The 23,334-nt window shown below is 57.9% G+C and carries 22 protein-coding genes; 12 read left to right on the top strand and 10 right to left on the bottom strand.

Going from position 1 to position 23,334, the window contains the following annotated elements:
* Positions 1–22 precede the first annotated feature (22 nt).
* The 3 genes from A8B84_RS03610 to A8B84_RS03600 all read right to left on the bottom strand — a co-directional run bounded on the left by A8B84_RS03610 (position 23) and on the right by A8B84_RS03600 (position 3,071).
* Positions 23–1,627: an FAD-binding oxidoreductase gene (locus A8B84_RS03610; RefSeq protein WP_064228000.1), complete on the bottom strand. Its 1,605-nt coding sequence runs from the start codon at positions 1,625–1,627 to the stop codon at positions 23–25.
* A gap of 122 nt (positions 1,628–1,749) precedes the next feature.
* Positions 1,750–2,412 carry a transglutaminase-like cysteine peptidase gene (locus A8B84_RS03605; protein WP_064227999.1) on the bottom strand — a complete coding sequence of 221 codons (663 nt, stop codon included), beginning with the start codon at positions 2,410–2,412 and terminating at the stop codon, positions 1,750–1,752.
* Between the two features lie 8 nt (positions 2,413–2,420).
* Positions 2,421–3,071 carry a type II secretion system protein N gene (locus tag A8B84_RS03600; protein WP_064227998.1) on the bottom strand — a complete coding sequence of 217 codons (651 nt, stop codon included), beginning with the start codon at positions 3,069–3,071 and terminating at the stop codon, positions 2,421–2,423.
* Positions 3,072–3,237: 166 nt separating this feature from the next.
* On the opposite strand from A8B84_RS03600, the gene gspE reads away from it, so the two are divergent.
* The 11 genes from gspE (at position 3,238) to gorA (ending at position 13,136) form a co-directional block, all read left to right on the top strand.
* Complete coding sequence (gene gspE / locus A8B84_RS03595) at positions 3,238–4,746, top strand: type II secretion system ATPase GspE (RefSeq protein ID WP_064227997.1); 1,509 nt, start codon at positions 3,238–3,240, stop codon at positions 4,744–4,746.
* A gap of 3 nt (positions 4,747–4,749) precedes the next feature.
* A complete protein-coding gene (gene gspF, locus A8B84_RS03590) occupies positions 4,750–5,961 on the top strand; it encodes a type II secretion system inner membrane protein GspF (RefSeq protein WP_064227996.1) in 1,212 nt (403 codons plus the stop codon).
* A 68-nt stretch (positions 5,962–6,029) separates the two neighbouring features.
* A complete protein-coding gene (gene gspG / locus A8B84_RS03585) occupies positions 6,030–6,482 on the top strand; it encodes a type II secretion system major pseudopilin GspG (protein ID WP_064227995.1) in 453 nt (150 codons plus the stop codon).
* A gap of 6 nt (positions 6,483–6,488) precedes the next feature.
* Positions 6,489–7,019, top strand: coding sequence for a type II secretion system minor pseudopilin GspH (gene gspH / locus A8B84_RS03580; protein WP_064227994.1), 531 nt, complete (start codon positions 6,489–6,491; stop codon positions 7,017–7,019).
* Positions 7,016–7,390: a type II secretion system minor pseudopilin GspI gene (gene gspI / locus A8B84_RS03575; RefSeq protein WP_064227993.1), complete on the top strand. Its 375-nt coding sequence runs from the start codon at positions 7,016–7,018 to the stop codon at positions 7,388–7,390. Before gspH ends, gspI begins: the two co-directional genes overlap by 4 nt.
* On the top strand, positions 7,387–8,166 hold the full coding sequence (gspJ, locus tag A8B84_RS03570; RefSeq protein ID WP_227512709.1) for a type II secretion system minor pseudopilin GspJ: 780 nt from the start codon (positions 7,387–7,389) through the stop codon (positions 8,164–8,166). The genes gspI and gspJ overlap by 4 nt, the downstream gene beginning before the upstream one ends.
* Before the next feature lie 6 nt (positions 8,167–8,172).
* Positions 8,173–9,177, top strand: a complete 1,005-nt coding sequence (gene gspK / locus A8B84_RS03565; RefSeq protein WP_064227991.1) for a type II secretion system minor pseudopilin GspK — start codon at positions 8,173–8,175, stop codon at positions 9,175–9,177.
* A gap of 2 nt (positions 9,178–9,179) precedes the next feature.
* On the top strand, positions 9,180–10,484 hold the full coding sequence (gspL, locus tag A8B84_RS03560; RefSeq protein WP_064227990.1) for a type II secretion system protein GspL: 1,305 nt from the start codon (positions 9,180–9,182) through the stop codon (positions 10,482–10,484).
* A gap of 4 nt (positions 10,485–10,488) precedes the next feature.
* The gene (gene gspM / locus A8B84_RS03555) at positions 10,489–11,019 is read left to right on the top strand and encodes a type II secretion system protein GspM (RefSeq protein ID WP_064227989.1); all 531 of its coding nucleotides are present in this window, start codon (positions 10,489–10,491) and stop codon (positions 11,017–11,019) included.
* A gap of 56 nt (positions 11,020–11,075) precedes the next feature.
* Positions 11,076–11,747, top strand: a complete 672-nt coding sequence (locus tag A8B84_RS03550) for a GNAT family N-acetyltransferase (protein WP_064227988.1) — start codon at positions 11,076–11,078, stop codon at positions 11,745–11,747.
* 27 nt (positions 11,748–11,774) lie between these two features.
* Positions 11,775–13,136, top strand: coding sequence for a glutathione-disulfide reductase (gorA, locus tag A8B84_RS03545; RefSeq protein WP_064227987.1), 1,362 nt, complete (start codon positions 11,775–11,777; stop codon positions 13,134–13,136).
* A 38-nt stretch (positions 13,137–13,174) separates the two neighbouring features.
* Here gorA and A8B84_RS03540 read toward each other — a convergent pair whose 3' ends face one another.
* The 3 genes from A8B84_RS03540 to A8B84_RS03530 are packed head-to-tail and all read right to left on the bottom strand — an operon-like array spanning position 13,175 to position 18,271.
* Complete coding sequence (locus A8B84_RS03540; protein ID WP_064227986.1) at positions 13,175–15,118, bottom strand: ATP-binding protein; 1,944 nt, start codon at positions 15,116–15,118, stop codon at positions 13,175–13,177.
* Entirely contained in the window at positions 15,111–16,088 is a 978-nt protein-coding gene (locus A8B84_RS03535; protein ID WP_064227985.1) for an ABC transporter substrate-binding protein, read from the bottom strand. The genes A8B84_RS03540 and A8B84_RS03535 overlap by 8 nt, the downstream gene beginning before the upstream one ends.
* Positions 16,089–16,120: 32 nt before the next feature.
* Positions 16,121–18,271 (bottom strand): TonB-dependent receptor plug domain-containing protein, encoded by a 2,151-nt coding sequence (locus tag A8B84_RS03530; protein ID WP_064227984.1) that lies wholly within the window; start codon positions 18,269–18,271, stop codon positions 16,121–16,123.
* Between the two features lie 130 nt (positions 18,272–18,401).
* On the opposite strand from A8B84_RS03530, the gene A8B84_RS03525 reads away from it, so the two are divergent.
* On the top strand, positions 18,402–19,046 hold the full coding sequence (locus tag A8B84_RS03525) for a hypothetical protein (protein WP_064227983.1): 645 nt from the start codon (positions 18,402–18,404) through the stop codon (positions 19,044–19,046).
* Between the two features lie 16 nt (positions 19,047–19,062).
* Here A8B84_RS03525 and A8B84_RS03520 read toward each other — a convergent pair whose 3' ends face one another.
* The 4 genes from A8B84_RS03520 to A8B84_RS03505 form a co-directional block, all read right to left on the bottom strand.
* The gene (locus A8B84_RS03520) at positions 19,063–20,058 is read right to left on the bottom strand and encodes a bile acid:sodium symporter family protein (protein WP_064227982.1); all 996 of its coding nucleotides are present in this window, start codon (positions 20,056–20,058) and stop codon (positions 19,063–19,065) included.
* A 3-nt stretch (positions 20,059–20,061) separates the two neighbouring features.
* Positions 20,062–20,739 carry a FadR/GntR family transcriptional regulator gene (locus A8B84_RS03515; RefSeq protein ID WP_064227981.1) on the bottom strand — a complete coding sequence of 226 codons (678 nt, stop codon included), beginning with the start codon at positions 20,737–20,739 and terminating at the stop codon, positions 20,062–20,064.
* An 82-nt stretch (positions 20,740–20,821) separates the two neighbouring features.
* Positions 20,822–22,312, bottom strand: coding sequence for a flavin-containing monooxygenase (locus A8B84_RS03510; protein ID WP_064227980.1), 1,491 nt, complete (start codon positions 22,310–22,312; stop codon positions 20,822–20,824).
* Positions 22,313–22,402: 90 nt separating this feature from the next.
* On the bottom strand, positions 22,403–23,314 hold the full coding sequence (locus A8B84_RS03505) for a LysR family transcriptional regulator (RefSeq protein WP_064227979.1): 912 nt from the start codon (positions 23,312–23,314) through the stop codon (positions 22,403–22,405).
* Positions 23,315–23,334 lie beyond the last annotated feature (20 nt).

Raw genomic sequence — 23,334 nt, 5'->3', positions numbered from 1 at the left:
AGGCTCCCATTCGGCGTTGTGCTCACTTCACCAGGGTTTCCGGGTTCAGGATGGCATTGGGATCAAAGGTGTTGCACAGGGATCTGATGGCGAGCATTCCCAGTTCGCCTTTCTCCACCGGCAGATAGGGCGCGTGATCCTTGCCAACACCGTGCTGGTGGCTGATGGTGCCGCGGTTTTTCACGATCAGTTCAGAGGTTGTGGTCTTGAGCTTTTGCCAGCGCGCGAGTGTTTCCTCGTAGCTGTCGCCTACCCGGAACACGTACGTGGTGTAAATGCTGCAGCCCTGGCTGTAAAAATGCGACAAATGAGTGAATACGTGGGTGCCCTCCTGCTGGTCGGTCAGTCCCTCCCGCAGATTGGTCTCGATCAGCCCCAGGAGATTATCGACGTTGTCCCAATCGGTGGCCGTCTCAAGGGTGTCGACGGCGTAGCCCATTTGCCAGAGGGCTTCCCTCAGATAGGGCATGGTGAAACGCTTGGCTGCCCATTTATCGCCGAGCCGGGTGCCGGTATAGACGCCATTTTGGGCCTTACAGATGCTTCGGGCCTCTTTGAGGGCGTTTCGGGTCTGGCGCCGGGTGCCGGTGATACCGAAGGTCATCATGCATTTGCCGGTGCCTGCGCCACGGAGTGACAGAAAGCGCTCGAGCATGCCGATCAGTCTGGGGTGGCCGGCCAGGGCGAGCTGGGTTTCCGTTTCTACCGCATTACTGAGCCTGAGCATCGAGAGTTGCGTGCGGTTCTGCACCAGCTGGCGGCTGGCAGTCCGGGCACTGTCCCAGTCAGGGAAAAACACCACGTGAAAACTTTCGTGTTCGGGAAGCGGGGTTACCCGAACCTTCACTTCGGTGATCAGCCCGATGCGGCCTTCGGAGCCCAGAATCATTTCGCGGATATCCGGGCCGGCGCTGGAAGCCGGAATTGTGGGCAGATCAAGGGTGCCTTGCAGGGTTTCGACCCGTCCGCCAGCAAACAGTTGTTCAATTCGCCCATAGCGGAGGGATTGCTGGCCACTTGAGCGGGAGGCCACCCAGCCGCCCACGGTGGACAGCTCAAACGACTGTGGGAAATGCCCGAGTGTATAGCCGTGGGCCCGGAGTTGGGACTCGACCAGTGGGCCGGGCGTACCCGCGCCGAAGGTTGCGATCTGGCTTTCCCGGTCCAGATCCATCAGGCGATTCATCTTGCCCATATCCACGGTCAGCACGGGCTGACCCTTGTCCAGCGGGTTGATATGCCCAGCCACACTGGTGCCACCACCATAGGGGATCAGGTGAATGGTTTGCTCAGCGGCCCAGGCGAGCAAAGCCTGAACTTCGTCGCTGCTGGTAGGGAAAGCAACGCCATCAGGAAACACGCCAAATTCGCCACTGCGCATGGCCAGCCAGTCAGCCAGGCTCTGGCCCCGGGCATGCCGCACCCTTGCTTCCGGGGTTGTGTCGATCAGTGATTCCAGTTCTGCCGGCGGCTTCAGCCGGGAATCCGGCACTTTGGCGCAGACTGACTCCAGAGTGGCGTCGGCCAGAGGGCGGCCGTTTCCAATCCGCGAAGCCAGAAAATCCTGGCCCTGTTCCGGCATTGCCAGGTTGAATCTTTCATCGCCCCAGCCGTTCCAGCGTCGCATGTGTTTCATTCTCCTGATTAAAAAGCAGTGTGGCGCATTCTAGCGGGTCCGGGTGTCCTGCAGATGTCGCTTGGCGCCAGTCGCGCTGTCATTTGCCGCCAGCCGATTGGTTGAAATGGAGCTCAGGGGCGGAGCGATTCGGTCAGCCGGCTGTTCAGATCCTGCCACCGGGAAAGCCGTCCCGCTTCCCCGATTCGTTTGCGGGCTCCGCCGGATCGATTGAGCCAGAGGCCTTCGCCATTGAAGCTATAAACCGGTTCAAGATCAGTACGTTGAGACGCAGGTTTTATGTCGTTTATGAGATTGTCCAGAATCAGCGGGTCCGCGTCCGGTTCCGGGTACCATGCCAACACCATGTGGGCCTGATTCAGCTCCAGTGCTTTGACATACACGATCCGGAGCTGGTCATCGGGCACCCCCATGGATTTGAGGGTCAGATATTTGGCGATGGAAAAATCTTCGCAATCGCCGCCATTCGTGGTGAGCAATTCCACTGGCGTTGCCCAGTAGTCTTCCTCGCCCCAATGGCGGATATCGCTGACGAAAGCAACCCTGTTGAAGAAGGAGTTGACCAGTCGAAGCTGCCGGTCGACGGGGGCGTTCGTGGCCAGGGCATGAAGGCGCTGCCAGTTTTCCAGGCGCTGGTGGGCCTCGGTGCCGAATTCTTCCTGTACATAGTTCATCAGGCGGGAACTGAGCTCAAAGGCACCTACAACGGAAACCGCCAGTAATAGTGCCGGCAGAAGGCTGGAACGGCGGCGTATCTGGATAGCGGCCGTTTCCATAGCGCGCCTCAGTTATTGTTCCGTAGGCGTTCCCTGAGCTGCTCAAGGCGCCGGCGGATTTCCTCCCGGCGCTGCTCATCGCTGGTGGCGGAGGCGGGCGCTCTTGAGGGCGAGGGGGTGGCAGCCTGTTGCGTTGCAGGCGTGGACGATTCCTGTTCGTCCGCTGTGAAGGACATGCCGCTGCGGTCCTCGGATTCCGGGAAATACAGGTTCTCGAGTTTCCCGGAGCGTTCAATGATCACACGGTTCGGGTGGACCGAGCGCAGCTTGGCATTGCCAGGCAATTCATCACCCACCAGGTAGGCTTCGGTATTACTTTTGTCATCTTCGATCAGAGCGCTGCCGGGGAATTCTCCATCAGCGGCCAGAACACCGCGGAGAAACAATCGAAGGTTGGTTTCCGGCAGGTTCTCGGTATCCATTTCCGCCGGCGCGGCTTCACCCGATGCGGCCCCGAACAGGTCCAGGGACGACAGGTTTACGCTCGGTGGCTCACGGCTGGCAGCCGGATCTGTGACCAATGGCTGCGCGGTGTCGTAGTTTCCTTGTCGGCTTTCCATTTGCCAGAAGCGGTAACCCTGCCAGGCTGTCAGAGCCACCATGGCAGCCCCTGCCACAAGCGCAAGAATCAGGGGAAGCCGTTCATTGTTTAGGAGCATTGATCATCCTGAATGCAAGTTTGTGGGCCGGGAAAAATCTCACAGGTTATCAGACTGCAACGTTTTATTGGCAGTATAGTGTATAGAGTTATTCAGCGGGTCCATATCCTGTGGTAGCCTTTCTGAATTAGTTGAATCGAAAAGGGTTTCACGAACGAGGACGACCTTGGACACAGATACTGAACTTCAGCCGCAGGATGCTCCGCTGGGCCGTCTTCCGTTTACTTTCGCCAAGCGCAACGGAGTAATCCTGACCCGTTCGGATGCCGGTGAACCGGTTATTCTGGTTCGCCCCGGTGCGTCCCATTCAGCCCTTGCGGAAGCGAACCGAATCAGTGGCGGTCGGGCCCGTTTTGCCACCATTGACCCGGATCGATTCGATCAGGCCCTGAACTCCGCCTACCAGAACGATTCCGCCGAAGCCATGCAGATGGTGGAGGGCATCGGCGACGATATGGATCTGGCCTCCCTGGCGGACTCGGTGCCTGAAACCGAAGATCTGCTGGAGCAGGAAGACGATGCTCCGATCATCCGTCTGATCAATGCCATTCTCACCGAAGCGGTGAAAACCAGCGCTTCGGACGTTCACATCGAAACCTATGAGAAGCGGCTGGTGGTTCGCTTCCGGGTGGATGGCGTGTTGCGGGAAGTCGTGGAACCCAAGCGAGCCCTGGCGCCTTTGCTGGTGTCCCGGATCAAGGTTATGGCGAAGCTGGATATCGCCGAGAAGCGGGTGCCACAGGATGGTCGTATCGCTCTCAGGGTAGCCGGAAGGGAAGTGGATATTCGTGTGTCGACCATGCCGTCTTCAAGCGGTGAACGCGTGGTTCTACGTTTGCTGGACAAACAGGCCGGTGCCATAAGGCTGGAATCCCTGGGTATGGCGGGGCGGGACCTGAAAGTCCTGCGCAAGCTGATTTACCGGCCCTATGGCATCCTGCTGGTGACCGGCCCGACCGGTTCCGGTAAGTCCACCACGCTCTATGCCTCGCTGCAGGAAATCAACGATCGCAGCCGCAACATCCTGACCGTTGAAGATCCCATTGAATATAACCTGCCAGGTATTGGTCAGACCCAGGTCAACACCAAAGTGGACATGACCTTTGCCCGCGGCCTTCGGGCCATTCTGCGTCAGGACCCCGACGTGGTGATGATTGGTGAGATCCGGGACCTAGAGACGGCGGAGATCGCGGTTCAGGCGAGTCTGACCGGCCATCTGGTTCTTTCCACATTGCACACCAATACAGCCGTTGGCGCCATTACCCGGCTTATGGACATGGGGATTGAGCCCTTCTTGATTTCATCAAGCCTGGTCGGCATTGTTGCCCAGCGGCTGGTCCGGGTTCTGTGCCACGAATGCCGGGAGCCCTACACGCCAACCGAAGAGCACTGCGAGTTCCTGCAGCAGGACCCCGCCAATCCGCCCACCATTTACCGGGCAACGGGTTGCAGCCACTGCAACCAACTGGGTTACCGCGGCCGTATCGGTATCTATGAGGTAGTGGAGATCTCCGAGGAAATCAGCGCTCTGATTCACAAGCGGGCTGGTGAACTGGACCTTGAAAAGGTGGCGCGCCAGCATGGCCCAAGTATTCACGCAGACGGCGTGCAGAAGATACTGGATGGTGTGACAACGGTGGAAGAAGTGCTCCGCGTTACACACCGGGGTCAGTAAGCCATGCCTGCATACGAATACAAGGCGCTTGATGCCCGCGGCAAGCAGAAACATGGTGTGGTCGAGGCGGATGCCCCGAGAGCCGTTCGCCAGCAGTTGCGGGAGCGCGGCCTGACGCCACTGGCGGTTGAGCCGGCAGCAGAAAAGCAGGCCCGAAGCAATCCCCTGAGCAGCCGGGGCTCCCTGGCGGCTGCCGACCTGGCCCTGGTTACCCGCCAGTTGGCAACGCTGATTCAATCGGGTATTCCCATCGAGCAGGCACTTTCTGCCGCCGCGCAGCAGTCCCCGAAGCCAAGAATTCGCAGCATGCTGATCGCTATCAGGGCCAAGGTCATGGAAGGTTACACCCTGGCAGACAGCCTGGGCGAGTTCCCGCGCGCGTTTCCGAGGCTTTATCGGTCCACCGTTGCCGCGGGCGAGCACGCCGGCCATCTGGACCTGGTGCTCAACCGGCTGGCGGATTACACGGAAAGCCGTCAGGAGGCACGCCAGAAGATTCAGCTGGCGGCAATCTATCCCATCATTCTGAGTATCGTCGCCATAGCCATCGTGGTGTTCCTGCTCACCTACGTGGTGCCGGATATCATTGATGTGTTTCTCAAGCAGGGGCAGGAGTTACCAACGCTGACCATGGCGATGCTGGCAGTGTCGGAATTTCTGGCGGATTACGGTGTCTACCTGTTTATACTGCTGGTTGCGGCGCTGATGGTGTTCCGTTTTTTCCTGACCAAACCCGGATTCCGGCTGCGGTTTCACAAGCGTCTGCTACATCTGCCCCTGTTCTCCGGGATGGTTCGCGGGGTAAACACCGCCCGGTATGCCAGCACCTTGAGTATTCTGACTACCAGTGGTGTGCCGCTGGTAGAAGCGATGCGCATTGCCGGTGAGGTGCTCTCCAACGATTTTCTCAGGCAGGAATTGAGGGACGCGGCCAGGAAAGTGAGTGAAGGCGGCTCGTTGCACCGTTCCCTGGATCAGACCGGGTATTTCCCGCCGATGATGCTTCACATGATCGCCAGCGGGGAGGCCAGTGGTGAACTGGACAGCATGCTGGAGCGGACCGCCCGAATGCAGGAAAACACCCTGCAGTCCAAGATAGCCGCGATCGTAGGGCTGTTTGAGCCCATGATGCTACTGGTAATGGGCGTAGTGGTGCTGATCATCGTGCTGGCCATCATGTTACCGATACTGAATATGAGTAATCTCGTGGGATGACACCCATGCCGGATTGTCAGTAGACGAATCCGGACCGAAAGCAATCAATGCCAATGACGAGTGAGACAATGACCATCAAGAAACTCAACACACACAACCACAGCCGCGGCTTCACCCTTATCGAAATCATGGTGGTGATGGTGATCCTCGGCCTGCTGGTGGCCATCGTGGCGCCAAACATTATGGGCCGTAGTGATCAGGCAAAAGTCACCGTGGCCGAAACCCAGTTGAGCAACATTGCCAATGCGCTGGACCTGTATCGCCTGGATAACAGTCATTACCCGTCTACCCAGCAGGGTCTCGAAGCGCTGGTTTCCAAGCCCAGCGGCAGCCCGGAACCGAAGAACTGGAACGCGGATGGTTACCTCAAGAGCGTGCCGGAAGATCCCTGGGGATCTGAATACCAGTACGTGAGCCCGGGCACTGAAGGCCCCTATGATCTGTATTCCTACGGCTCTGACGGCCAGGAAGGCGGCGACGGCGATGCCGCCGATATCAGTGTCTGGGATACCGAAGGCTAAATAACTGTGCAGGTCAGCTCCCGACAGACCGGTTTCACCCTGATTGAGATACTGGTGGTCCTGGTGGTTGTGGGTCTGCTGGCCTCCCTTGCTGTGTTCACAATGGGAGGAAGCTCCCAACAGCGGGAATTGGAAAACGAAGTGCGGGAGTTGTATCTGCTCATGCAGACTGCTTCCGAGCAGGCGGTGCTCAACAACCTGGAGCTAGGCTTGCGACTGGAGGAAGATGGCTACCAGTTCGTGGCCTTTCAGGATCAGACAGGGGACTGGAAAGCCTCTGGCGAGCGCATGTTCCGGGCCCGAAGCCTGCCCGAATGGCTGACCGTTACCGAGTTTATCGAGAGCGACGCACCGAGACTGGCTTCATCCGAGGACACCCTGCTCCCGGATGTGGTGTTCTTCTCCAGTGGCGAGACAACGCCGTTCGAGCTTGAATTCACCACCGGCAACGGGTCAGACACCATGCATGTGCTGGCTTCTGATGGCGTGTCGCCCATGGAATGGCGCAAGCCGGGCGATGAGGGGACTAGCGGGTGAGAACGCAGAAAGGGTTTACCCTGATCGAAGTGCTCATCGCTCTGCTTGTGTTCGGTTTGATTGCAACCGCAGCGGCCGAAGTCGGTAGCCAGTATATTTCCAGTTATGAACGGGTGCGGGACAAAACCCTGGCAAGCTGGTTGGCAGAAAACCGGATCAACGAAATCCGCCTTCAGGAAAACATCCCGGGAATCTCCGAGAACTCCAAGGATGCCGATTTCGGACCTTATCGTTGGCGGGTAACCACTGCGATACTTGCCACCGCCGAGGCGAAGATGCGCCGCGTGGAGGTCACTGTTGCCCGTTACCGGGAGGAAGGCGCGCAGCCGGTTCCGATACATACCCTGTCTGCTTTCGTGGGGGCACAATGATGTCCGTGCCTCGCCAGCGCTGCCAACCGCGGCAAAATGGTTTCACCCTGTTGGAGGTGTTGATCGCCGTCACCATTACCGCCGTCATTGGGCTTGGTGTGTGGCAGGTTATCAATGGGGTGGTGAATTCCCGTGATCGGGTAAACGAACTGGCTGAACAGTTTGACGGTCTTCAACGTGCCATGCTCTTGCTGGAGCGGGATATCATGCAGGTGGTCAACCGGCCGGCCAGGGATATCTACGGCGATTTCCAGCCCGCATTGTCCAGCCGAGAGGATGACTTCTCTCTGTTGCTGACCCGCCAGGGCTGGCGCAATCCCCTTGGCATCCGCCGCAGTGGCCTGCAGCGTGTTGGCTGGGAATACACCGGCAGCGAATTGCGGCGCCGGTATTGGCCCATGGTGGACCAGGGCCAGGAAGATGACAGCCGTGACGTACTTCTTCTGGAAGGCGTAAAACGCCTGGAAGTACGGTTTCTGGATTCCAACCGGAGCTGGCAGCCCCAGTGGCCAACGGATGAAGTGATGGCCGGATTGACCCCTGGTAGCCGCCCGGATATTCCATTGCCGTTGGGAATGGAAGTGACTCTGGAGCATGAACGTTTCGGAACGCTGGTGCGGACCTTTGCCCTGCCGGATTTTGATCCGGCAGTTGCCCAGGGTGCCCTGAATCAGGCCAACCAGGCTGCCAGTGAGGCGGAAGAGGAAACTGGCGAAGAGGAGACCACTACAGAACAACCCGGTGAGAGTACCGGCGCAACCGGGCAGGGGGGCTAGGCCGCTATGGGGCAGATCCCTCAGTTACCTTACCGTCAGCGCGGCGTTGCCTTGATCATGGTGCTGCTGGCCATGGCCCTGGTGGTCATGCTCGCGTCAGGCATGACGCAGCAGCAGAGCCTGAGGGTGTTCAAGGCGGGCCATTATCTGGCCCAGCAGCAGGGCCAGAGTATTGCCCTTGGTGCCGAAGCCTTTGCCCGCCAGATCCTGCGCAGGGATTATGACGAGGACAAGGAAGAGAACCTGATGGTCGACAGCCTCGACGAGTTCTGGGCCGCCAACGCCGCCGTTCTGCCGCTGGATGATAACGGCGTGGCCGAGGTTCAGATTGACGACCTGGGTGGCCGACTGAACCTCAATGATCTGGTGGGCGCCAATGGCCAGGTAGACCCCATCGTCCGGAATCGTTTCGTTCAGTTGTTTGCTGCACTGGGCATAACGGCCGTTTCCGTGGACTCGCTGGTGGACTGGATCGATCCCAACGACCAGACGGTAACCGCCTATGGCGCGGAGGATGGCCAGTACCTGATGGCCGAGCAGGGCTACCGGGCTGCCAACCAGCCGTTTACCACGGTGACCGAGCTGCGCCTGATCGAGGGTATGACCGAAGAAATTTATCGGGCCCTGAGGCCCCACGTGGCGGCGCTGCCGGTAAACGGTGCGGGGATCAATGTGAACACCGCCACTGCCATGGTGATCCGCTCGCTCCATGAAGAGCTGACGGACGCCCAGGCTGCGTCTATTCTAGAGAAGCGGGAAGAGGAACGGTTCGAGAACCTTCAGGACTTTCTGGCGTTGCCGGAATTCGCCGGTCTGGGACTCAAATCGGTTGGCCTGGGGTTGCAGACACGGTTTTTTGAAGTTGCTTCGCGGATTACCTACGATAACCGTGTCGTGAATATGGTCAGTACCGTGTTCCGGACTCCGGAAGGCGAAGTCCAGACGGTTAACAGGGATACCGGGCAGAAAAACCGAATCACCAAAGAGCCTTTTACCATTTCAGAAGGATAATCATGTCTTATCGCCTTTACGTCCGCCCGATACCGCCCTTTGCGGACGCTGACCAGGATCCCGGTGCCCAGATGTTCAACTGGGTGCTACACGACGCCAGTGGCGATGCCCAGGCCCGGGGTACCGGCGACAGCCGCGATACCATCGAGAATACTCTTGGACAGAATGCCCTGGATAACGTCCTGTTGATTGGCCTTATTCCTGGTGAGGAAGCGATTTACTGCCTGGCTGACATTCCCGCGAAGCAAAGTCGGTTCATCAATCAGGCCTTACCCTACGCCGTTGAGGAGCAGATTGCCCAGGACATAGATTCCGTGCATCTGGCGCTGGGCTCCCATACCGAGCATGGTTACCGGGTCGCTGCCATAGACCGTGAGCGTATGGGGCAATGGGTGCAGTTATTCAGCGGTTGGGAGCATCTCCGCCTGGATGCCATTTTTCCGGACGCCTCGTTGCTGCCCCGCACCGAAGGCGGCTGGTCAGTCTGTCTGGACGGCGAAACGGCCATGATGGTCAGCGAGCGGGGCGAGTGGTTGAGCATGCAGTCTGCCAACCTTGGTATGTTTGCCCACACCCTCGCGGCGCCATCCGCCGAAGAAGTGGTGGCGGAGATCCCGGTCACCGTGTACGGCACCGACGAAGAGTTTGATGTCCAGCAATCTGCACTTACCGAGTTAGCTGGCTCGGGGCGTCTTGCGGTTCGTCGGGAAACCCTGGAGCTCATGCCGCTGGAATTGCTCGCCTACGCCCATCACCATCATCTCTGCGAGCCGGTGAATCTTTGCCAGGGCGTGTTTTCGTCCAAATCGGGCAAAGCCAGCCCGCTGAAACCCTGGAAACCGTTGATTGCGGTGGCGGCAGTCTGGTTCGGCGTTCAAGTGGCGTTGAACCTGGGCATGGGGTTGTACTATCAGAATCGAGCGGAAGAGCTACAAAACGAGGCCATGGCAATCTATCGTGATGCTTTCCCCAATGACCGGCGTACTCACGCAGGTAATGTCCGGCGTGTGATCGAAGGTCAGTTGCGGGTGGCCGGCTCCAGTGGACCGGAAGTGGACTTTATCACCCTGATGAAATACACCGGCCAGCAATATGCCCGCCTCCCGGGTAGTCAGGGGGTGAACTTCAATTCGGTGAACTACAGCCGCTCAAGGGGAGAGCTTATCGTGGATGTGCGAGCTGACAGCTACGATCGCCTGAGTGCCCTGCGTAACGGCCTCGCGAACCAGGGCCTGGAAGCGCAGATTGGCTCGGTCGTGAACGAAGCGAGCGGCGCCCGCGGCCGCCTGACGGTTTCAGGAGGTTAAGGCTATGCTTTCACGAATCAAGGATCAGCCGGCAGTCGGCAAACTCATTGCACAGTATGATCAATTGCCCCGCCGCGACCAGCAGGCTCTGGTCGTGCTCGCCATCGCTGTTTTTCTTGGCATTCTGTATTTCGCCGTCTGGCGCCCGGCGGCCGTATTCCATGATCAAGCGGAATCTGCCCGGAACAATGCCGGCGAGCTGTTGGCCTGGATGCAGGCAAATGAACAGACGATCCAGCGTTTGGGGAATGCCGGAGGTGCCAGCACGTCGGCGTCGGCAGACAAGCCTGCCGATGGCCGTGCCCTGATGGCCCTGGTGACCCGTTCCGCCGGTGAGGCGGGTTTGTCGCTCCAGCGGTTTGAACCTAGCGGGGAAGATGCAATCCGCGTCTGGCTCGAGAACGCACCTTTTGCAGAGGTGGCGGCGTGGCTGGAGCGGCTGAATGGCAGCCATGGTGTTGTGATCGATCAGGCAGCCATGGACCGGGCAAGTGAACCGGGCCGGGTGTCCGTTCGTTTAACCCTGGCCATCTGATTCTGAAAACCAGATTCCGGGCCTTCCGTCCGGAACTGATGCAGGAGAGGGAAGCGATGAGTAACGGCAGCGACAACAAGAACAAATCCGAGCCAGCCATTGTTCGCCTGGACGAAACAGCGGTCAATGAAGCCAGATCCATTCTGTTTCACGCCTATCGAAACGAGCCGACGTTTCAGTACCTTTTTGATCATCGGCGCCCCGGTTACGATCAACGGGTTCGGGCAACCATACGGGAACTGATCGACCTGTATTTTGAGCTCGATCAGGAGGCCATCGGTGTGATGGTAGACGACACGCTGGTTGCCGTGGCGTTTATCGGGGACCCGGAGCTCAGGATGAACCTGGCTGACCAGCTCAGCTGGCGGATCCGTATGGTGCTGACCACGGGATTTGCATCCACGCGCCGATACCTGGATTACCACCAGAAAATCCGGGACATGTTGCCACAGCCGTTGGCGCACCAGTTGCCAATGATGGGCGTAAATCCCAAATACCAGAATCGCGGCTATGGCCGGCTGTTGCTGAAAACTGTTGAAAGGCTGTGTGCAGAGAACCCAAGGGGGAGCGGCCTGGTGCTTGATACCGGCAACAATCGCTATCTGCCTTTCTACGAGTCCGAGGGTTTCCGGAGCCTTGGCAAGATACAGCTCGGCGATTTCGAGGATCACGTGCTGTTCAGGGAAGTGCATCCGGAAAGTAAAACGGCCGCGCCCGGCCAAACCTGACTTTTTTAACGTTTAACGGGAGAAGCTGTGTCTGACCAGCAGGATTTTGATCTGATCGTTATCGGAGCCGGCTCCGGCGGTGTTCGTCTCGCCCGAATGTCTGCTCAGCGGGGCGCCAAGGTGGCTGTGGTTGAATCCAGGTATCTTGGCGGAACCTGCGTGAACGTTGGCTGCGTGCCCAAGAAACTGTTTGTGTACGGGGCTCACGTTCACGATGAGCTGGAAGACGCAGCCGGTTATGGCTGGCAGGTGCCTCTCGATGATGTCAGTTTCGATTGGCCAAAGCTGGTGGCCAACAAGAACGCCGAGATTGAACGCCTGAACGGCATTTATGGCCGGTTGCTGGAAAATGCCGGCGTAACCATCATCGAAGGGACGGCGTCACTGTCGGACGCCAATACAGTGTTGGTTGGCGATACGTCTTACCGGGCCAAACACATTACCATTGCCACAGGTAGCTGGCCGGTTATTCCGGACGTGCCCGGCAAGGAATGCATCCTCACCTCTAACGAGATGTTTTACCTGCCACAGCTGCCGAAGCAGGCGGTGGTGTGGGGCGGCGGCTACATTGCTGTGGAGTTTGCCGGCATCCTGGCGGGATTGGGTGTTGAAACCACTTTATTGTATCGGGGTGAGTTGTTCCTGCGCGGGTTTGATGGGGATATTCGCCGGTTTACCGAACAGGAGATGCGCAAGAAAGGCGTGAACCTGCGGTTCGGTGTGACCATTGAATCCGTTGAAGCCGAAAATGCCCACTATAAGGTTCAACTGAACAATGGCGAAACCCTGGAAACCGGCCTGGTGATGGCGGCGACCGGGCGCAGGGCGCTTGTCGACGGTCTGGGCCTGACGGATCTTGGCGTTCAACTCAGCGCTTCAGGTCATGTTGTGGTGGACGATCACTTCCAGACAGCGGTGCCCTCAATCACGGCACTGGGTGATGTCATTGGAACGCCCCAGCTCACGCCGGTCGCCCTGGCACAGGGCATGGTGCTCTCCAGGCGGCTGTTTGGGGACGGCAAAGGTGAGATGGACTATTCCGCTATTCCAACCGCCGTGTTCTGCCAGCCCAACATCGGTACCGTTGGGCTGACTGAGGAAGAGGCCCGGGAAGCGGGGCATCGACTGCGGATTTACCGTTCCGAGTTCCGCCCGATGAAATACACCCTCAGCGGTCGGGATGAGCGTAGCCTGATGAAGCTGGTCGTAGATGATGAGACCGACAGGGTGTTAGGTGCCCATATGGTGGGCCCGGACGCGGGTGAGATTACCCAGGGCCTGGCGGTTGCAATCAAGGCTGGTGCCACAAAGGCTCAGTTTGACTCCACCCTCGGCATCCATCCGACCTCTGCCGAAGAATTTGTCACCATGCGGGAGCCAGTAGCCTGAGCTCTTGCCGGCGCCCGGGTGAGGGCGCCGGAGCTTCATTAGAGCTGAATCCAGCGGCTGAGCACCTCTCGCAGCATTTCCTTTCGGACAGGTTTGGCCAGATAGTCGTTCATGCCACAATCGAGGCAACTCTTCTCGGTTCCGGGCAGTACGTCTGCGGTTAACGCTATAATTGGCGTACCGATCTGGCCGTTGCTCTGTTCCCACTCCCGGATATAACGAGTGGCTTCGTAACCATCCATCACCGGCATCTGACAATCCATCAGAATAATGTCGTAGCCCGTGTGATTAGTGGTTACTCTCTCCAATGCTTCCTTGCCGTTGTTGGCGGAATCCGTCTGAAAACCCAGTCGTTTTAGCATGGCCGTGGCTACACGCTGGTTCACCGGGTTGTCCTCTACCACCAGTGCGTGGCTGGTGCCATTGATGGCTTCCCTGGGTGGTGGGCCGGAAGGCTCTGGCTGACTCGATGGATTGGCCAGCTCGAAGGGCAGTTCAAAGCGGAACGAGGAACCTTTACCCAGATCGGTTTCGACCTGAATGTGGCCACCCATGAGTTCCACCAGACGTTGGACCAGGGACAGTCCCAGGCCGGTGCCGCCATATCCCCGGCTATTTCCGCCGTCCAGCTGCTCAAAGGAGTTGAAGATGTCCTGCAGACGATCCACCGGAATCCCGGACCCGGAATCGCTCACCGAGCAATTGAGAATGATGCAGTTGTCTTCGAGGGCGAAGCAGCCCGCCTGAATGTTGATAAAACCATCACCGGTAAACTTGATGGCGTTATCAGCCAGCCCGGCAAGTATCTGACGAAGACGGGCGGCGTCGCCAACCACAATCGGGTTGTCAGGCCAGTCGCCAAAGAATTTGAGATTGAGAGCGAGGCCCTGCTGTTCAGCCAGATGTCGATAGGTAGCGGTGCAGTTTGAAATCAATTCCCGAAGGTCAAATTCCTGGTTCTCAAGCTGCAGGGTGCCGCTGTCGATCTTTGAGTAATCGAGGATATCCGCAATCACCGTAAGGAGATCCTCGGTGGATTGGCGGGCGGTATTGAGGTATTCCCGTTGGCGATGGGTCAGGGGATCCTCCTGAACCAGATCCACCATGCCAAGAACACCGTTAAGGGGCGTGCGTAGCTCATGGCTCATGGTGGCCAGGAACTCGGATTTTGCCTGGTTTGCCATTTCAGCCTTTTCCCGGGCGCCTTCGGATGCGGCCAGTGTCTGGTCCCGGGCTGTCTTCAGGCCCGCCAGGTGCCGTGCAAGTTCGTTGAGTTGCTCTTCAATAGCGACAATTTCCCGGGAACTCTGATGGGTGTTCAGGGGGCGTTCCTGGTATTCACCGGCAGTCAGTTTGCCAATTCGTCCGGCGAGATCCCGTATGGGCGCGAGAATGGTCCCCAGAAAATGGTTGATGATTAGCATGGTAAACAGAAGCAGGGCCACGCCGACCGCAATGGAAGTCCAGAGGATATCCTGTCGTCTGTCGGCCAGAACATCGTGACCCACACCCACCTGAACCGTACCGACCCGCAGGGAACCTGAGCCAAAGCCATAGTCTGGTTCAAACCATTCCGCAGTACGCTCCGAACCAAATTCCAGGGGCTGCTGAAGAATGTCGGCCTCGTAAATCTGATAGCGCCTGGGCATATCGCCGGGGTTGACCGGTTCATGGGAAACAAATCCGATCTGGTCACCCATAACGTCAGAAACGCGGATCCAGTCAGCTTTGCTGCGGCGCAGTGATTGGGAAAGGATCTGATCCAGTGCCAGGGAGTTACCAGAAACCACGGCGTACTCCAGGGCAGGAGCCAGGCTGTCCGCAAGCATCTGGCTGCTGTCAGACAAATCCCGGCGGGCGTCTTCGAGGCGCGCGGAAGTGAAGAACACCATAAGCACGATGAACATGACAACGGCCGGGAGCGCGCCCAGGAGCAGAAGTTTGCGCGACAGGGGGCGCTGCTGACGGTGGATGTTACTCATCAGACACCTCCCCGTTGACGGTCAGTTGTCGATCCACCCGTGTGGCAATATCTTCACGGCTGGGAAGGGGTATGTTCAGGGAGCGTGCAACCTGAGCGTTCACTTCTACCCGGAAATCTTCCGGATAGGACGGTGCCGGAAACTTTCCTGTCTCGAAAAAGGTGGCGAGAAAGTTACCCGCCATTTCGACCATCTCCGGGAACGGTGCATAACTGGATGCCAGTGAGCCCGCTTTCACATAAGCCTGAGTCGGCCCAATGACGATCTGATTACGACGATAGGCGGTCAGAAGAATATGTTTGATGGTTCTGGGGTTGTAAATGGCACTGTCCGGGGCAGCTAACAGGAAATCACCGTAACCCAGTGCCCGGACGAGCGTCGGAATCAGTTTGTCGTTGTTGTCGACAAGAAATATCCGTGCTGACATGCCATAGGTTGGCAGCTCGTCAATCAGCGGCTCGTAGAGTTCCACCGAGTCTGCGGTTGCCAGCAGGGCTATCTTGGTAGCCTGTGGCAGGATGGCCTTGCCCGTCAGGGCCTGGCGGATGAGAGGAACGTCATAGAGAACGCCGGTGATCTGGCCAGGGGAGCGTTCCGCAAAGCCTGAAATAAATGATTTATCAACCAGCATCGCGAGAATATGAGCGGAACGGTTTGCCTGGCGAGCGCGGGAGAAAGCGGCGGGTCCAACAGTGATAATCGGGCCGGCATCGAGCGTAGCCAGTTGGTCATCGGAAACCTCGATCAAGGAAATTGCTGGCTCAAGTTCTCCCTTCAGGAGCTGAACCAGATGTTGATCAAGAGGTGCGTTGCCTGAACCGGCGAAGTAGACAGTGCTCGCCGGTGACCCCTGGGCATGGGCGAACGCGGAAGATAGCGCGAGAAGCAGAACGCAGAGGATCCTTGGAAAAAGGCTCCGGGTTCCGCTACCGGCCCGCTCTCGGTGTATCGTGCCTGACCTTCGTTCCATACCGTCCAGGGCTCGCGCTTTCCTTGTTAAATTCAGAAACGAATACCAGCCTCAACAAAAAACTGGTTCTGATCCTCAATCCGGTTATCCGGGCTGATCCATGGTTTGTGGTTAAGGTAGTGCTGGATCGTTAGTGCCAGCATATAACTGTAATCGCTTTTGTCCACCCGACGGGCCAACCGGAAATCGGCTCGCTCGAATCGAGTATCACGTACTTCATTGGTCCAGTACATGGCCGCTGACGTCATGAAGCCCTTTGGCAGATCCTGGATCCAGGCAAAGCTGCCGGAATCCCGGGCCGAGAGTCGGGCAAGTAGATCGACAGCCCGTTCCTGTTTGTCCACGGGCAGTGCGGCCGGATCGCCGGTGTACCGGCCTTCCTGTTCCAGATAGGCGTAGGTGGCCCGAAGTTTGGTGCCGGAGAATTCCAGGGAAGTCTCCAGCTCCACGCCTTCCTGCTCCAGATCAACGTTGTTGGCGATATACCATTCTTCTTCGTTGATGACGCCACTGATCATGTCATGGAAATCGTCGTTGAAGTAGCGCACCTCCACCGAGAGCAGGGCACTTTCCAGATGGAACTGGCCAAAGTAGCTGATCTCCCGGGAGGTGATCCACTCCTCTTCCAACTTCTGCCCGTAAGTGGACGTAGTCGGGTCCAGGATACTTTCCACTTCGATCTTCTGGCCGTCCAGTGCTTCAAAGGGAGGCTGAACGTTGGTAGGCGTATAGGACCAGTCCGGATTCTGTTCGAAGGCATCCGGTGTGCGAACCGCCCGGGAAAAGACAAACCGCAGGGCGTGGTTGTTGCTCAGGATAAAGTTTGCCGCAGCTCTGGGGGAAAAATAGTCTTCATCGGTGGTCGTGGTCCGCTCCCAGTTGCCGCCTGCGTTGAAGGTCAGCCACCGAAAGGGCGAGTACTCAGCGTTCGCGAATACCCGGGATTGGTAATTTTTCCCTTTACCGTTAAAGAAGGTTTCTGACTCAAAAGAATCCTTGCGATAGCCTAAACCGGAAACCAGCTTGAATTGGTCGCTGAAAATTATGGTGTCCTGAAATTCGATTTCCTGCCGGGTTTCCTCCAGGTCTTCGTTCAGGTCGGCGATGAACGGCCCCTGATCTTCGGGGAAAGGCGGAAAACCAGTCGGCAGAAGGGCATTGATTTCGGCCGCAGGAGCTGACACCGACCAACGTTGCCGCTGCCGTTGATTCTGGTAGCTTGCCTGAATGTGGTAGAAATGGTCGGGTGAGGTCGCTCCGTCGAACCGGACATGGAGGTAGTAGTCATCCATGATAATGTCCGGGTTTGTGGTGGCGCCCAGCTTTCCGGACTTCTCAAGATCTTCTTCATTTACGCCATCCAGAACGCCTGCTCGCACGTCAATCGAATGCTGGCGGTCAATTCGGAATACGCTGTCGAAATTGAAGTTGTTGATGTCGTGGCCATCGTGAAAGGGGATCTCCTGGCCGCCATCAATCTGACTGTCAAAGCCGTTGGATTTGCGCTTCTCGTACGACAACCGCCAACTTTTGTCGGCATCGGTATCGCCCACAGAGGTAAACGTGCGAAGGTGACCACGCGACCCAACCGAGGTGTAGGCTTCCACGCCCGCCGTGTCTTGCGGTGAGCGGGTAATGATATTGATGCTTCCAAGAAACGCGTTGATGCCATAGGCGGCGGAATTTGGGCCCCGGCTCACTTCAATACGTTCGATATTTTCCAGTGCCACCGGCATGCCCAGCCAATCTACGTCTGCGAGGCTGATTCTGTAGGCGGTTCGCCCGTCAATCTGAACCTGCAGGCGGCGTTGCTCGTACTGGGAAGTACCGTGATAGGTTGCCACCGGGTTGGTGCTTCCCCAGTGGCCAACCACCATGCCCGGAACCAGCCGGAATGCCTCTACGAGGTTCATGATGCCGAGGTCACGGATCATGTCGCCGGTGATGATCGTGGTGGTGCCGGGAACCCGGAGTTTGGACTGGCGCAATCGTGTTGTAGTCAGTACTTCGGGGATTTCGCTTTGTTCGCCTTCGAGGGCAAGCAAGCCAGGCATGAAATCAGGTGTGTCAGTTTGGCCGAGCGCGGTAGCCGGAAGCAGGGCGGACAGGGCAAGGCTGATGCCGAGGCAGGTTGCGAGAGGGCGGTGGTCACCCATTCCTGCCGTTTTTGTCGATTGATGCATGGTTGACGTTCTATAATCTGCCGAGAAAAAGGATAAAGCGGTTTTATTATGATTGGTTCCTATCGTAAGGGACTACAGACGTTTTGTCTCTCTGAAATGTAATGAATCTCGGCCCGGGAGTTGCAGCTGTATGAATTGTTGGGAAATCCTTGGAATTGAGCCAACCGGCGATCGTCGGAAGATCCAGGATGCGTATGAGCAACAGCTCAAATTTGCCTCTGAAGACGAGGCCAGAAGCCTGGAGCAGGCCTTCCGCGAAGCGGTGGGCGATGCTCCGGCCCCGGTTATGCGGACCGAGAACGCTGTTCAGCCTGAACAGCCGGCTCAGGGGCCAGACGAGGCGGCTGAACGTCCCCTGGATGCCAACGACGGACAGGTGGTCCGTGAGGTTGTTATCCAGATCAAGGCACTGCTAAACGACTCGTCCAGAAGCAAAGATGCGGGCATCTGGAAAGCCATTCTGTGCGAACCGCCTGCCGATCAGCCGCAGTTGCGACGCGAAATTGGCCGGCAACTTGAGCCCCATGTGCGCCCGATGGCTGAAAACGGGACTTTCCAGGCGCCAGTTGCCCAGTTTCTGGGGGAGTGGTTTGGCTGGTTTAGCGTGGAAGAGGCTCCTGAGGCAGCAGACGAGCGTAACTACCCGGAGCCTGGTATGGCGGAAGAGCAGGGTGAGCAGCCACCGCAGATGATGAATTTCTGGCCGGCGGTGATTGGCTGGATTGTCGGCCTGGCGATTCTCGCCACGCTGTTTGGCGGGATGGGCGGCGGTTAATTCCGCCGGCCCCCGGTTAGCTAACCTTATTGGCGTTTGCTCGCTCAATTTTTTCACGGTATTTCTGGGCCAGGATCGCCCCGACAATCACCTGTATCTGGTTGTAGCACATGATCGGTAAAACGATCATGCCGAAACCGGGATGGCCGGAGAACAAAACCTTCGCCATGGGCAGGCCTGACGCCAGGCTCTTCTTAGAGCCGCAGAACACCACCGCCGCCTCATCTTCCAGGCTGAAGCCAAATCGCCGCACCAGAAACTTCGCAAACACCATAAACAGCAGTAGTAATCCCAGGCACAGCCCGATGGCGAACAGGATGGCCTGCAGTGGCAGGTTCTCCCACAATCCGCTTTCCACCGAGTGTGAGAAGGCGGAATAGACAATCAGCCAGATCACGCATTGATCATACCGTGACATCAGGGTTTCGTTTCTGCCGAGGAACCCTCCTAGCCAGGGCCTCAGGGCATGGCCCACTGCAAAGGGCAGAAGCAATTGAAGAATGATGTCTTTCAGGGCCTCCGCTATGGAGAAATCCCCGCCGCCGGACGTGCTTACCAACAGCAACAGCAGGAACGGTGTCAGCATCATGCCGAAAACATTGGAGGCGGCTGCACTGCAGATGGCGGCTGGCACGTTGCCCCTGGCCATCGCGGTATAGGCGATGGAGGAAGAAACCGCGGAAGGCAGCACGCCCAGGTAAAGAAACCCGAGCCCAAGATCCTTGGGCATCCACGAGGGAGCAATGTCGCTGAGCTCGTTGATCGGCAGCACCGCCAGCGGAAAGAAAATAAACGTGAGTGAGGTGATCAGGATATGCAGCCGCCAGTGGGTGGCACCGGCAATAATCTGTTCCCTGGAAAGTGCCGCGCCATGGAAGAAGAAGAGCAGGGCGACAGCGACGGTTCCGGCAGTTGCCAAGGCGTCCCCGGCCTGGCCAGTGGCGGGCAGGAAGGTCGCCAGTACGATGGCGCCCAGTAGCAGCAGGGTGAAGGTGTCGATCCGGAATTTCATGAATCAGGACCCCCGACGCTTGAGTGCCTGAAGGCTGGGTTTCAAAAGCTCTCTGGCCAGGGTCTCGGCCTTGCTCTCATCCTGCCGTCTGACAGCGGCCAGCAGCAGTTCGTGGTCTTCCTGGGAAGGCTCCGGAAGATCCGAGTCGGTTTCGGTCTGCTCAATGGTCTGGCTGATAGCGTGGGAGAAGTAATCGTACAGTTCTACCAGCGCGGAATTATGGGAAGCGGCTACCAGGGCGTGATGGAAGGCTTCATCGTGGCAGATGCGGGCCTTAAGATCGCTTCCGGCTCTGGCGCGTGCATCCAGGGCCGTTGTCATCTGTCGCAGATCCTGGTCTGTTCGCCTGGCCGCGGCCAACTTGGCGGCCTCGGTTTCCAGCATGATTCTGACTTCCAGCTGATCCGCCAGCTGAGTTCGGGCAATCCTCCGCAGTGTTTCCCCGGCATCGCGGGTGGCGCGCACGTAGGTGCCATCGCCCTGGCGGGTTTCCAGCATTCCTACGTGTACCAGCACCCGAACCGCCTCGCGCACGGTGTTGCGACTGACTCCAAGGGAGTCAGACAGCTCCGATTCCACGGGCAGACGATCACCCACAGACCAATCGCCCTTTTCGATAGCGTTTCTCAAACTCTCTATGGCGGTTTCCACCAGAGAGCCTTTGCGGATACGTTCCAACATGGTGTTTATCATCCTTCAAACCGATAACCCAATCATCCTATGAATATGGACTTCCTTCAAGAGAAAGTGCAAGGCGGGTGCTTTAATCCGTGGTTTGCCCGGGGTATAGAAACTGGTAATCGGCGGTGTCCACGTGGCGGGTCGCAAACCGGTAGGTGAAGGTAAATCCCGGCCAGTTAATGGTGTTACGGCCATTGGCATCCAGGTACCAGGAAGTACAACCGGAGCTCCAGACCGTGTCTTCCAGACCCTTCTGCACCACATGGGTGAAGCGGTCCTGGCGATCCTGGCGGACGTCCATGGCGGAGTGCGGGTATTTTTCGAGCGCTTCAAGACATTCCAGAACGTATCGGAACTGTGATTCCAGCATGTAGAGGATGGAGTTGTGGGCCAGGTTGGTGTTCGGCCCATACAGCATGAACATGTTCGGGAAGCCGCTGACCGTGATGCCTTTGAAGGCGGCTGCGCCGTTTTGCCAGGCTTCGTTGAGTGTCTTCCCGCCCCGGCCGGTTATGTGAATGGGTGAGAGAAACTCCGAGGCCCGGAAACCGGTGCCACAAATAATGGCATCGGCAGGATGGTGGTGGCCGTCCCGGGTGATCACGCCAGTCTCGTCAACGCGGTCGATCGGGTCGGTAATCAGGTTCACGTTGGGCCGGTTAATGGCGGGATACCAGTCATTGGAAATGAGAATGCGTTTACAGCCGATCTTGTAGTCCGGAATGATCTTTTTCAGTTTGGCGGGATCTGTCACTCGCTTTCGCGCCTCACGTTTCGCCTGATTGGCGTAATACTCCAGCAGGCCACTGAATTTGGTGAACGCGAGGGCCCGACTCTCGTTCTTCCAGTAGATCAGGTAACGATAAAAGCGATCCCAGAGCGGGAGTTTCTGGAACAGAGTCTGCTCCCAGCGCTTGAATGAACGATCTGGCTTGGGCAGCACCCAGGCCGCGGAACGCTGGAACAGGTCCAGCTGTTCGACCATCGGTGCAATCTCCGGGACAAACTGGATAGCGCTGGCGCCGGTACCAATGACGGCGACCCGTTTACCGGTCAGGTCGTAATCGTGTTCCCAGCGGGCCGAGTGGAACATCTTGCCCTGAAAGCGATCCAGGCCGTCGAGTCTGGGCCAGGCAGGTTGATTGAGCTGGCCGGTGGCGGTGATCAGCACGTCCGCTGTGAGTTGCTCGCCGCTTGTAAGGGTGACCGTCCAATGGTTCGAATGGTCGTCAAAGACTGCCTCTTGTACCTCCTCATGGAACCGGATGTGATCGCCAAGCCGGTATTTCTCGACGCAGTGCTCCATGTAGCCGAGTATTTCCCGCTGCAATCCAAATTTGCGCGACCAGTCGTGCTTGGGTTCAAACGAATAGGAATAAAAGTGTGACTGTACATCGCAGGCGGCACCGGGGTAGGTATTATCGCGCCAGGTGCCGCCAACCCGGTCCGCCTTTTCAAGCATGGTCAGGTTTGTGAAGCCTGCCAGTTTCAGTTTTATGGCCATGCCCAGGCCACCGAAACCGGTGCCGATGATCAGAATAGACGGGCGTTCACGGTTGCTGTGCTGAGTCATGATCGGGTGTCCGGCGTTATTATTGTGGTCTTTCGACTTCAGTATACGGATGTAACCCGCCCGTATGGATGACATTTTTCGCCACACGGGCTAGTCAGAATGACCAATCGGTGTCCGGGTCAGGAAGTTTTCCTCGGTTTGAGACAGCAGCTCCCGAAGCGCCGGCGTCTCGAACTGGCGCCGGATGCTGATGGCATAGAACTCCTCAAAGACGCCGGGCAGGGCGCCATAGTCCGCCAGGGCTCCGCTCTTCATTTCGTCCCGCACCACCACCGGCGGCATGATGGCGAAGTGCCCGGTATCCCGGGTCAGAAGTCGCATCATGGCCATGTCGTCCACTTCTGCGGCGATGTTCGGGCGTAGCTTGTGGTATTCGCAAAGCTGGTCAAAGGCCTGGCGTATGTTGTTGTCGGGCCCTGGAACAATCAGGCTCCTGCCGCGCAGTACCTCGGCGAAATCGCCGTGAACATCCATTCCCCGGGGGCCGATAATACTTACCGGCTGTTTGGCAATCAGCCGGGAACGCCATGGATTCTGTTCATCGCCCTGTACGGACTGATTGGCCAGGATAAGGTCCAGTCGGTGGGCTGAGAGCCGCCGAAGCAATTCATCAATGTGGCTGCTTTGCAGGCTCAGTTCCAGATCTTCCCGATTGAGCAGAGGTTGGAGAAAGCCTTCCTGGAAGTTCCGCGAAAGAGTGGCAACGGCTCCGATCCTCAGGATCTCCCGGTTGGGCTGGGCGCCAGAGGCAAACAGCGCCGTCAGTTCTTCACCCTGCCGGAAGATCTCCTCGGCGTATGAGAATGCCATGCGCCCGGCTTCAGACAGCTTCAGGCGCCGCCCCTCGCGGATAAACAGGTCATGGCCCAGGCTCTCCTCCAGTTTCCGAATCTGACCCGACAGGGCGGACTGGGAAATGTGCAGCGAGTCGGCAGCCCGGGTCAGGTGGCCGGTGCGGGCAACCTTCCAGAAATAGTAGAGATGGTGATAGTTGAGCTTCATGGCCATTCGTTCTCAAAAAC

Source organism: Marinobacter sp. EhC06 (genome assembly GCF_001650915.1).
GTDB lineage: Bacteria > Pseudomonadota > Gammaproteobacteria > Pseudomonadales > Oleiphilaceae > Marinobacter.
The sequence above is the reverse complement of the archived record's forward strand: the minus strand, read 5'-3'. Positions and strand labels throughout refer to the sequence as shown.

Excerpts from the sequence above, each read along its gene's own strand:
- A8B84_RS03610 (WP_064228000.1), bottom strand. The coding sequence starts at position 1,627 with ATGCGACGCTGGAACGGCTGGGGCGATGAAAGATTCAACCTGGCAATG.
- A8B84_RS03605 (WP_064227999.1), bottom strand. The coding sequence starts at position 2,412 with ATGGAAACGGCCGCTATCCAGATACGCCGCCGTTCCAGCCTTCTGCCG.
- A8B84_RS03600 (WP_064227998.1), bottom strand. The coding sequence starts at position 3,071 with ATGCTCCTAAACAATGAACGGCTTCCCCTGATTCTTGCGCTTGTGGCA.
- gspF (WP_064227996.1), top strand. The coding sequence starts at position 4,750 with ATGCCTGCATACGAATACAAGGCGCTTGATGCCCGCGGCAAGCAGAAA.
- gspG (WP_064227995.1), top strand. The coding sequence starts at position 6,030 with ATGACCATCAAGAAACTCAACACACACAACCACAGCCGCGGCTTCACC.
- gspJ (WP_227512709.1), top strand. The coding sequence starts at position 7,387 with ATGATGTCCGTGCCTCGCCAGCGCTGCCAACCGCGGCAAAATGGTTTC.
- gspK (WP_064227991.1), top strand. The coding sequence starts at position 8,173 with ATGGGGCAGATCCCTCAGTTACCTTACCGTCAGCGCGGCGTTGCCTTG.
- gspL (WP_064227990.1), top strand. The coding sequence starts at position 9,180 with ATGTCTTATCGCCTTTACGTCCGCCCGATACCGCCCTTTGCGGACGCT.
- gspM (WP_064227989.1), top strand. The coding sequence starts at position 10,489 with ATGCTTTCACGAATCAAGGATCAGCCGGCAGTCGGCAAACTCATTGCA.
- A8B84_RS03550 (WP_064227988.1), top strand. The coding sequence starts at position 11,076 with ATGAGTAACGGCAGCGACAACAAGAACAAATCCGAGCCAGCCATTGTT.
- A8B84_RS03540 (WP_064227986.1), bottom strand. The coding sequence starts at position 15,118 with ATGAGTAACATCCACCGTCAGCAGCGCCCCCTGTCGCGCAAACTTCTG.
- A8B84_RS03535 (WP_064227985.1), bottom strand. The coding sequence starts at position 16,088 with ATGGAACGAAGGTCAGGCACGATACACCGAGAGCGGGCCGGTAGCGGA.
- A8B84_RS03530 (WP_064227984.1), bottom strand. The coding sequence starts at position 18,271 with ATGCATCAATCGACAAAAACGGCAGGAATGGGTGACCACCGCCCTCTC.
- A8B84_RS03525 (WP_064227983.1), top strand. The coding sequence starts at position 18,402 with ATGAATTGTTGGGAAATCCTTGGAATTGAGCCAACCGGCGATCGTCGG.
- A8B84_RS03520 (WP_064227982.1), bottom strand. The coding sequence starts at position 20,058 with ATGAAATTCCGGATCGACACCTTCACCCTGCTGCTACTGGGCGCCATC.
- A8B84_RS03515 (WP_064227981.1), bottom strand. The coding sequence starts at position 20,739 with ATGTTGGAACGTATCCGCAAAGGCTCTCTGGTGGAAACCGCCATAGAG.
- A8B84_RS03510 (WP_064227980.1), bottom strand. The coding sequence starts at position 22,312 with ATGACTCAGCACAGCAACCGTGAACGCCCGTCTATTCTGATCATCGGC.
- A8B84_RS03505 (WP_064227979.1), bottom strand. The coding sequence starts at position 23,314 with ATGAAGCTCAACTATCACCATCTCTACTATTTCTGGAAGGTTGCCCGC.